Consider the following 9,452-nt stretch of genomic DNA (forward strand, 5'->3'; position numbering starts at 1 on the left):
CCCTTCAGGCCCATGTCGTAGGCGTAGAGGTAGATGTTCTTGAATTCCTTATAGGCGAAGTCGGTGGGCACGTTCGCGGTTTTGGAAATTGAGGAATCCACCCACTTTTGCGCGGCGGCCTGGATGTCTACGTGCTGCGCCGGGCTTACGTCGTCAGAGGTGGTGAAGTAGCTGGGCAGTTTGGTGTCTTCTGCTTCTGAAAAGGGCATGGCGCCTGGGTTGACCAGGTGGCGATAGGCCAGCAGTTCGAAGGAGAACACGTCGACTTTTTCTTTGGTTTTGCGGCCTTCGCGGATCACGTTACGGGCGTAGTGGTGCGAGAAGCTTGGCTCTATGCCGTTGCTGGCGTTGTTGGCCAGCGACAGGCTGATGGTGCCGGTTGGCGCGATGGAGGTGTGGTGGGTGAAGCGGCCACCTTTCTCTGCCAGTTGTGCCACCAATTCGGGATCCACTTTGGCAATTTCCTGCATGTAGCGGCTGTATTTGGCATGCAGTACACGGCCTTTAAGCTTGTCGCCCAGCTTGTAGCCGTCTTTCGACAGCTGCGGGCATTTACCCATCATTTTCGGGGTAATTTCGAAGTCGTCTTCCATGATCGGCGCAACGCCTTTTTCTTGCGCCAGCGCTAGCGACTGGCGCCAGCCTTCTACGGCCATTTCACGCACAACGTCTTCGGTAAACTGTACGGAATCGGATGAGCCGTAAGGCATGCGCAGCATGGCAAGGGTTGAGCCCAGGCCCAGAATGCCCATGCCGTGGCGGCGCTTGTGGGTAATTTCGTGGCGCTGCTCGGCCAGGGGCAGGCCGTTAATTTCTACTACGTTGTCCAGCATGCGGGTGAAGATGCCCACTACTTTGCGGTATTTCTCGTAGTTGAAGCTGGCTTTGTCGGTAAACGGGTAGTCTACAAACATGGTCAGGTTCACAGAGCCCAGCAGGCAGCTGCCGTAGGGGGGCAGGGGCTGTTCGCCGCAGGGGTTGGTGGCGCGAATGTCTTCGCAGAACCAGTTGTTGTTCATCTGATTAACCTTGTCGATCAGGATGAAGCCGGGCTCTGCGTAATCGTAGGTGGAGGTCATGATGGTGTCCCAGATGAACTGGGCTTTCAGGGTGCGGTAAATGCGGCACGCCACCTTGCCTTCTTCATTAACCACGTAGCCTTTCAGTACCGGGAAGTCTCGGTACACGTACAGGCTGGCGTCTGTGAGATCCAGCTCTTCTTCTTCCACTTCTTTTTTGGTAACCGGGAAGGAGAGGTGCCAATCGCTGTCGTTCCGAACGGCTTCAATGAAGTCTTCGGTGATCAGCAAGGAGAGGTTGAACTGGCGCAGGCGGCCGTCTTCGCGCTTGGCCTGAATGAAGTCGATGACGTCCGGGTGGTGAACGTCAAACGTGGCCATTTGGGCGCCACGGCGGCCACCGGCAGACGACACGGTGAAGCACATGCGATCAAAGATATCCATGAACGACAGCGGGCCGGAGGTGGTTGCACCGGCGCCGGCTACATAGGCGCCTTTCGGGCGCAGGGTAGAGAATTCGTAACCGATACCACAGCCAGCCTTGAGGGTGAGGCCTGCTTCGTGGTTTTTCTCCAGGATGTCGTTCATGGAATCCTGAACGGAACCGGATACGGTGCAGTTGATGGTAGAGGTCGCAGGCTTGTGCGCTTCGGCGCCGGCGTTGGAGGTAATCCGGCCGGCGGGAATGGCACCGTGGCGCAGTGCCCAGGCAAAATTCTTCATGTGTTCGGCGCGCACGTCTTTGTTCTCGACTTGCGACAGCGCAACGGCAACCCGGTGATAGGTGGCGTTAATGTCCTTGTCTACGGCTTCGCCTGTTTTGGTTTTGAGCTGATATTTACTGGTCCAGATATCAAGCGAAGTGTCCTGCATCGGAATCGATGTAACCACTGCCTCTGCCTTAGCGTTCATTGCCATCCCTCAATTAAAAATCACTATATGTAGGATTATTTGAGGCGATTATAACAGGATATAGTGTTTTGTGAACTCAAGCGGAACTATTGAGAAGCCGCTTCTGGCAAAGAAAAATCAATGGAAAATGGCTTGCAAGGAGGAAAACTCCGGTAAATCCGGCGCTTGGGCTGGAAAGCTCTGAGCCGAACGCGCGAACTATAAATCGCCACAAGCCAGAGCCGAATTCAGGCCCGTCAATATACCGGTGTTTGCTATACAGGTTCAGGAATTTGAACTATAGGTGAAGGTAGGTGCAGCGAATGTACACAAACTGCACGGCCCGTCAGCGGGCTAAACCGATATTCGATATAGCGCAGGGAGAACAACATGGCTCGGAAAATTTCACGAAGGGCACTGCTGCAAGGAACCGTGCTGGGTTCCAGTGCCATGGTGCTGGGCGCACCGTCTGTTTTCGCCCAGGCGTCGGAGAAAGTTATTCGGTGCGGTGTGGTGACGTCGCTTTCGGGAGACAACCGGTTTGGTGGCAACCTTACCCGCCGGGGTTACGATCTGTGGGCGGAGGAAATCAACAAACTGGGTGGCATAGAGATAGCGGGCGAGCGCTACCCTGTGAAAATGTTTTACGGTGATGCGCAATCACGCCCGGCTTCTGGTGCCGACGCCGCGGTGCGGTTGATTATTCAGGACAAAGTAGATGTGCTGTTTGGGCCCTACACGTCAGGCGTAACACTGGCCGTTCAGCCCATCAGTGCGAAATACCAGGTGCCAATGATTTCAGGCTCTGCCGAATCTCCCAACGTGTGGCTGCCAAAGCCCGCATTTAACTTCGGCATGATACCAGCGGTGGACCTTACGTCTGGCGATTCGATTAAGGTGCTCGCAGAGAGTCTGGGTTCAAAAGCAAAAACCGCCGCCGTGGTGGGTGTTGATGAGCCTTTTTCCAAAGAGACAGCCGAGGGCTTTCGCAACGGTGTGCAGAAAACGAATCTGGAGCTGCTGCGCTACGAGCTGTTCCCGGCTAACGCGGATCTCACGCCCGTTATATCCAAGCTCAAAGCGGACAACCCAGACATTGTGGCCGTTGGCGGCCATGAGAGTGTGTTTATCAATTTCGTCAACGCGGCTGTGTCTCTCGATTATCGGCCGAAAGCACTCATCATGCATTATGGCGTAACGTCGGCGGCTTTCATCAGCCAGTTGGGCGAAAAGGCCAACGGCGTGCTCGGCGTGTCGGTGTGGACGGCCGGGCTTCCTTATCGTGATGATCTGTTCGGCACCGCCAGCGATTATTCCGAACTCTCGTTCGCGCGTTGGGGTACGCACCCTGACTACACCGAGGCAGGATGCTCCGCCAGTGGCCTGGTGCTGCAGGATGCGGCCCGTCGACTTGGCAAGGCACCGCCCTGGGATCAGAAAACCCGGGTGGAGTTGGCGAAAGCCATTGCCGATACCGATATTGAAACCTTCTATGGCCCTGTCGCGTTTGCAAAAGATGGTGACCACTTCCACAACAACATCAAGCCAGTGCCCGTTGTGGTTCAGATCAAGGACGGCAAGGTAGTACCCGTCGCCCCGAGCAATGCATCGGAAGGAGATCTGCTGTACCCCATGCCCGGCGCGACTTGATCGAGCCGTCTGGGGAAACAGTCAATACCTTTCAGGAGTGGTGCTTTGGACCTGTTTCTGCAAACCATTATTAACGGCGTATTGATAGGCGGGATATTGATTTCCCTGACTATCGGTTTCCAGTTAACGTTCGGCGTGCTGCACGTCATCGACTTTGCGGTCGGTGGCTGGGTGATGCTGGGTGGCTATGCCGCCTACTGGTTAGTGGAACTGGCCGGTATTGATCCGTTCATCAGCATCTTCCTGGTATTCGCCCTGTTTGCCCTGATTGGTGGGGCAATAGGGCCGTTGATCTATCACGTGCGAACCAGCCGTTACGCGCGACCAGACTTGATGGCTCTTGCGTTTACCTTTGGCCTTTTCCTGCTGATGCGCGGCGGCGCGCTCTGGCTGTGGTCTTATAACAGCCGAAACGTCGAATCGGTATTTTCCGGCGAGTTTCTAACCCTTGGGCCAGTCACTATTCCCTTGTTGCGCCTGAGTGCGTTTTTAATGGCCATTGTTATTTGCCTGGGGGTTTTCGTGCTGCTCTACCGAACCCGTTTCGGCATGGCGGTGCGGGCGGTTGCTCAAAACCGGGACCATGCGGGGTTGATGGGCGTGAACGTAAAACGGGTTTCGGCTTACGTTTACGGGCTCTATACCGGGATAACGGCTTCGGCGGGGGTTCTGATCGCTACCATTTACTCCGTAAATCCCTCGGTTGGCATTCGATATACCCTGTTTGCCTTCTTCGTTGCGGTGCTGGCCGGGCTGGGGTCGGTGGGGGGGGTGCTGATTGCGGGACTTGCTCTCGGGCTAATGGAGTCTATTGTGTCTACCTATATCGGCACCCGCTATTCCTTGCTGGTTGTATTCGGGGTGCTGTTTCTGGTTCTGCTGGTCGCGCCAAAGGGGGTTCTTGGACGTGGCATCTAATCCTGACAAAGTTCGCGATTATTTATTCCGATTAGCGGCTGTTGTGGTCGGTCTGATCGCGCTGGCGTTTGTTCCCGCCTTCATCGATCCCTACAGCCTGCGCATTGTGACCGGTGCGCTGATGTGGGCCGGTTTGGCGTGTGCCTGGAACATTGTTGGGGGTTACGCAGGTTATATAAGCTTCGGCCACTCTGCTTTTTTTGGCATTGGTGCCTATACCACCGCAATACTCATGCAATCTGGTATAGGGATGCCATTTCTGGCGACCCTTGTGCCCAGCGTTATTGTGGCCATGATTGTCGCGGTTATTATCGGCGGCCCCACCATGCGCCTGCGCGGTGCCTACTTCGCCATCGCAACCTGGGCTTTTTCGGAGATGTTGATTCAACTGGCCACGGTGCTGGATGTCACCGGTGGCACGGGTGGTCTTTCAGTGCCAGCCTACCTGAACGAATTTTTCTTTTACTACACGATGCTGGCAGCCGCTGCGGCAAGTTTTCTCGGGGTGTGGTATCTGATCGAATACACCCGCTTCGGTTTTCGTCTCAAGGCCCTGCGTGATCATGAGCCTGCGGCAGAGGCGATGGGAATTCGCACCAACCTCGTGAAGGTGCAGGCGTTTGCGTTGTCCGCCGCGATCACTGCGCTGTTCGGCAGTGTGTTTGCCTATTGGACCACCTTTATTGATCCACAGTCTGTGTTGGGGCCAGACATTACCGACCAGATGGTCGTTATGGTGCTGTTAGGTGGGCTGGGCACTATTTGGGGGCCGGCTTTGGGCGCAGTTGTGCTGTGGACGACCAACCGGTATATCTGGTCCACGTTCGGCGATACCGTGGTGTACCTTCCCATTCTCGGCTTGATCATTGCGATGGTGGTGCTCTTTTTACCTAACGGGTTGATCAGCCTTTTTGTTGGGCGCCGCCGCGGGCGCGAACTGATTTCTCGTATTCTTCGCAAGTTCTAGGAGAGGCATTATGTCGTCCCCAGCGATTAAGACATCCTCTACGAACAAATCACCTCTGGTGCTTGAATCGGTTGTCAAACGTTTTGGCGGGGTTACGGCGGTCAACGGCGTTAGTCTGGAGGTGGCGCCGGGTGAGGTTGTGGGTGTGATTGGGCCCAACGGTAGCGGCAAGTCGACACTGTTCAGCCTGGCGGCAGGAGGGCAGCCAACGGATGGCGGGCGTGTTTGGCTTGATGGCGTGGATGTCACCGGCCAGCCTACCTGGCGTATTGCGCGCTCGGGCATCGGGCGAACCTTTCAGATTCCCTCTTTGTTCGACAACATGAGCGTGCGTGAAAACCTCTTGGCGGCCGCCGTTGAGGGTGACTGGAAAGGCGCGCCGGGCAGGGCAGAGGAAGTCGCGGAGATGCTTCAGATTACGCACGTGATTAACAATCTGGCGTCGGAGCTGTCTGGCGGGCAACAAAAGCTTCTTGAGTTTGGCCGGGTGTGCATGCGCGATCCGAAAGTGATTTTGCTTGATGAGGTTACTGCGGGTGTTCATCCCAATATCCGCATCATTATTCTGGATGCCATAAGGCGCCTTCGCGAGACCGGCATAACCTTTCTGATCATCGAGCACGATATGGAAATGGTGCGTGAGATCTGTGACCGGCTCATTGTGATGAATATGGGTGAGATTGTGGCCGAGGGTACGTTTGACGAAATAGCGAGCAATGTAGAGGTGCAAAGCGCCTACCTGGGGCGGCAGCCATGAGCGGCGTACTCAACGTTACCGACCTGAAGACCGGTTACGGTAAGCAGGAAATCGTACACGGTATCTCCATAACGGCACAGCCGGGCCATATAACCTGTGTTTTTGGCCCCAACGGCAGTGGCAAATCCACGGTGATCAAGGGCATAGCCGGGTTGCTGCCGCCCTGGGCAGGAAAAATAACCCTGGGGGATGCAGATCTCACCGGGCTGCCCGTGCATGAGATGGTTCGCAAAGGCATTGTGATGATGCCCCAGGGTGGCGGTGTGTTTCCCCGGTTTTCCGTGATGGAAAATCTTCGAATGGGCGGCTATTCGCTGAAGGATACCCGTGAGGTAGACGACCGCATCGAAACATTGATCGCGGATTACCCGAACCTGCAACGCCGCCGCAACGTTGCGGCAGGCTCGCTTTCCGGTGGTGAGCAAATGATGGTGGCCATCGCCCGGGCGCTGGTGCCGAACCCTGCCTTTGTGATGTTGGATGAGCCGTCTGCAGGCCTTTCGCCGGCTTTGGTTAATGAGACCATGGACCGAGTGCTCGCGTTACGGGAACGCGGTGTGGGCGTGATCATGATCGAGCAGAATATTCGCGAAGCGCTTCCGGTAGCAGACAGTGTTTATATTTTTGCGGGAGGAAAAAACAAGTTTTCCGGCACCAGAGACGACATACGAAGCGATGAGCATCTCATGTCGATTTACATGGGTGGCACCGTATCGGAATAGATTTCGTTAACCCAACAGCAAGCTGTCGTTGTCTACTGAAAGCCTGCGCTGGGTTTCAAGCGCATCACCGTGCGGCTGCCCACTTCCAGCGCCTGTTTCATGCTGTGGGTGACCATTAAAGCGGTCAGTTTGTGTTCCTCAATGATTTTGGTTGTCAACGCCAGCACGAACGCCCCGGTTTTTGGGTCCAGCGCGGCTGTGTGTTCATCAAGCAGCAGAATGGCCGACGGTGTGAGGCTTGCCATTAACAGGCTGCCGGCTTGGCGCTGGCCGCCGGAGAGCAGGCCCATCTTGTCGCTCAGGCGGTTCTCAAGCCCCAGGTTCAGGGGGCAGTTCAAAGTGCGGGGCTTTCCAGCGGCGTGCCTTTGCCAAAGGTAAGCCGCAGATCGGTTGCGCTGATCATATTGCCTCCTCAGGCTTTTTTGCGAGTCAATTTATTAACCACGGACGTGCGGATGCCAGGTAACACAATTGCCTGGGTAACCAGAACCGCCGTGATCAGATTCAGATCTTGCGCCTGCAGGCCGAGAAAATCGGCGTTAAGTGCAAGGGCAATGGCCAGCCAGGGATCCCAGCCGTCAACAATGAGCACGGCGGCAACGGCAGCGCCCAGCGGAAAACTGCCATCAACGGTCAGATCGGGAGAATCGTGCACGCGAAATGAAAGATAAATAGCGAACGCAACCAGGCCGCAAATCAAGCCGGTTTCGATGGCGCCGTAAAGTGCAATATCACTGAGCATGGGTAAAGGTCACCGTTACTTGCGGCTTTTGACGACTTCTTCAGCGTCTGCGATAACATCATCCGAGAGGGTGATGCCCATGCGTTCGCCGGCCTTTTCACCCTCAAGGATGCGCGCTACCATCACGCCGGCCTGGCGGCCATGGTCGTAGTAGTCAAAACCCATTGCAGCTGCGGCGCCGCGGGCAACGGTGGCCGTGTCTGCCGCAAACACCACCGGGATATCACGAGCGGCATCCAGCGCCGGGTGCTCAACAATCTGCGTAATCGCGACAACACGTGGCTCTGCAGCCTGTGAGAGACTTGCCATTGCCATAAATGATGCACCCAACAGGATGCGTTGTGTTAACAAGACGCGAGAGTTTATCACAGCCTCACCTCCTTGGTGATAGGGCATGTAGGTGTGATCTGAGCGCGATGTTGGCTTGATCCGAAATTCCGGGAATAGGTGTTGAAATACCCTACTAAAGTCGAAATACTGTGGGGATAACTCAAATAACGAAAGCAAGGAAGACCCATGAATACAACAAGAAAACTTCCCCTGGATATGATCTATCACTGGGAGAGTACCAAGGCGAATGCCTTGTATATGACTCAGCCCCTCGATGGCGGCAAGGTGGTGGAGTACACATGGGGCAAGGCTGTTGATGAGGCCCGCCGCATGGCGTCGTATCTCAAATCGCTGAATCTTCCTGATAAAAGCCGGATTGGCCTGATCTCTAAAAACTGCGCCCATTGGATTATGGCGGACTGGGCTATCTGGCTGGCCGGGCATGTTTCTGTACCCCTCTATCCAACGCTGAATGCGGACACCGTGAAATACGTGCTGACCCACGCCGAGTGCGACGTGCTGTTTGTGGGCAAGCTGGATGACTGGGACATGATGAAGCCCGGCGTACCGAAATCGGTTCGCTGTATTTCGTTCCCTCTGAGCCCGCCCAACGATTTTGAAACCTGGGACGATATCATTGCCGAGTTTCCGCCCCTGGAAGAAAAAGTTGAACGCCTTGCCGACGAGCTGGCGACGATTGTTTATACCTCTGGCAGTACCGGCAAACCGAAAGGCGTTATGCTCAGCTTTGGTAACATGGCGTTTGCGGCAGACGGCAGCATGGAGGTGCTGCAGGTAGGCCCCGATGAGCGCATGTTGTCCTATCTGCCTCTGGCCCATGTGTTTGAGCGTACCTTTGTTGAGCTGGCGTCGCTGTATGCCGGTTTTCATGTGTTTTTTGCAGGCTCCCTCGACACGTTTGTGGAAGACATGAAGCGTGCGCAGCCAACGCTGTTCCTGTCAGTGCCCAGGCTCTGGGTCAAATTCCAGCAGGGTGTTCTGCACAAGCTGCCGCAGAAGAAGCTGAATCTGTTACTGAAAATTCCGGTGGTGAACACGCTGATCAAGAAAAAGATTCTCAAAAGCCTCGGGCTGGATAAAGCCAAGCTGGCCGGAAGCGGCTCTGCACCGCTCGCCAGTGATGTGCTGGACTGGTATCGCAACCTTGGGCTGGAATTGCTGGAAGGCTACGGTATGTCTGAGAACTTTGCCTATTCACACACCAATAAGCCGGGGCGTTCCCGTACCGGTTATGTGGGTGAGTCCATGCCGGGTGTGGAAACAAAAATTGGCCCTGAGGGCGAGATTCTGATCAGGAGCCCGGCCACCATGGTGGGCTACTACAAGGATGAAGAAAAAACCCGTGAAACCTTTACTGACGACGGCTTTTTGAAAACCGGCGACAAAGGCGAAATTGACGAACTGGGGCGTTTGAAAATTACCGGCCGGATGAAGG

8 protein-coding genes and 3 pseudogenes are annotated in these 9,452 nt (G+C 55.4%); 6 read left to right on the forward strand and 5 right to left on the reverse strand.

Going from position 1 to position 9,452, the window contains the following annotated elements; all coding sequences use genetic code 11:
* Window positions 1–1,931 (reverse strand): adenosylcobalamin-dependent ribonucleoside-diphosphate reductase (locus ENI00_RS10330; RefSeq protein WP_304101741.1); only part of this gene is annotated, 1,931 nt, incomplete at its 3' end.
* A 369-nt stretch (window positions 1,932–2,300) separates the two neighbouring features.
* Between ENI00_RS10330 and ENI00_RS10335 the strand changes: the two genes are divergently transcribed.
* The 5 genes from ENI00_RS10335 to ENI00_RS10355 are packed head-to-tail and all read left to right on the forward strand — an operon-like array spanning window position 2,301 to window position 6,924.
* Window positions 2,301–3,560, forward strand: a complete 1,260-nt coding sequence (locus ENI00_RS10335; RefSeq protein ID WP_304101742.1) for an amino acid ABC transporter substrate-binding protein — start codon at window positions 2,301–2,303, stop codon at window positions 3,558–3,560.
* 45 nt (window positions 3,561–3,605) lie between these two features.
* Window positions 3,606–4,478, forward strand: coding sequence for a branched-chain amino acid ABC transporter permease (locus ENI00_RS10340; RefSeq protein ID WP_304101744.1), 873 nt, complete (start codon window positions 3,606–3,608; stop codon window positions 4,476–4,478).
* Window positions 4,468–5,445, forward strand: a complete 978-nt coding sequence (locus ENI00_RS10345; protein ID WP_304101746.1) for a branched-chain amino acid ABC transporter permease — start codon at window positions 4,468–4,470, stop codon at window positions 5,443–5,445. Before ENI00_RS10340 ends, ENI00_RS10345 begins: the two co-directional genes overlap by 11 nt.
* A gap of 10 nt (window positions 5,446–5,455) precedes the next feature.
* Window positions 5,456–6,202: an ABC transporter ATP-binding protein gene (locus ENI00_RS10350; RefSeq protein WP_304101748.1), complete on the forward strand. Its 747-nt coding sequence runs from the start codon at window positions 5,456–5,458 to the stop codon at window positions 6,200–6,202.
* Complete coding sequence (locus ENI00_RS10355) at window positions 6,199–6,924, forward strand: ABC transporter ATP-binding protein (RefSeq protein WP_304101750.1); 726 nt, start codon at window positions 6,199–6,201, stop codon at window positions 6,922–6,924. Before ENI00_RS10350 ends, ENI00_RS10355 begins: the two co-directional genes overlap by 4 nt.
* A gap of 62 nt (window positions 6,925–6,986) precedes the next feature.
* Here ENI00_RS10355 and ENI00_RS10360 read toward each other — a convergent pair.
* The 4 genes and pseudogenes from ENI00_RS10360 to ENI00_RS18760 all read right to left on the reverse strand — a co-directional run.
* Window positions 6,987–7,250, reverse strand: a pseudogene (locus tag ENI00_RS10360) (ABC transporter ATP-binding protein); the annotation flags it as partial.
* A gap of 86 nt (window positions 7,251–7,336) precedes the next feature.
* Window positions 7,337–7,480: pseudogene (locus tag ENI00_RS18755) on the reverse strand (ABC transporter permease); the annotation flags it as partial.
* Window positions 7,481–7,666 (reverse strand): annotated as a pseudogene (locus ENI00_RS10365) (ABC transporter permease); the annotation flags it as partial.
* A 15-nt stretch (window positions 7,667–7,681) separates the two neighbouring features.
* On the reverse strand, window positions 7,682–8,035 hold the full coding sequence (locus ENI00_RS18760; RefSeq protein ID WP_304101751.1) for an ABC transporter substrate binding protein: 354 nt from the start codon (window positions 8,033–8,035) through the stop codon (window positions 7,682–7,684).
* A 147-nt stretch (window positions 8,036–8,182) separates the two neighbouring features.
* On the opposite strand from ENI00_RS18760, the gene ENI00_RS10375 reads away from it, so the two are divergent.
* Window positions 8,183–9,452 (forward strand): AMP-binding protein (locus ENI00_RS10375; protein WP_304101753.1); only part of this gene is annotated, 1,270 nt, incomplete at its 3' end.

Source organism: Marinobacter antarcticus (assembly GCF_011049865.1).
GTDB classification, from domain to species: Bacteria; Pseudomonadota; Gammaproteobacteria; order Pseudomonadales; family Oleiphilaceae; genus Marinobacter; species Marinobacter antarcticus_A.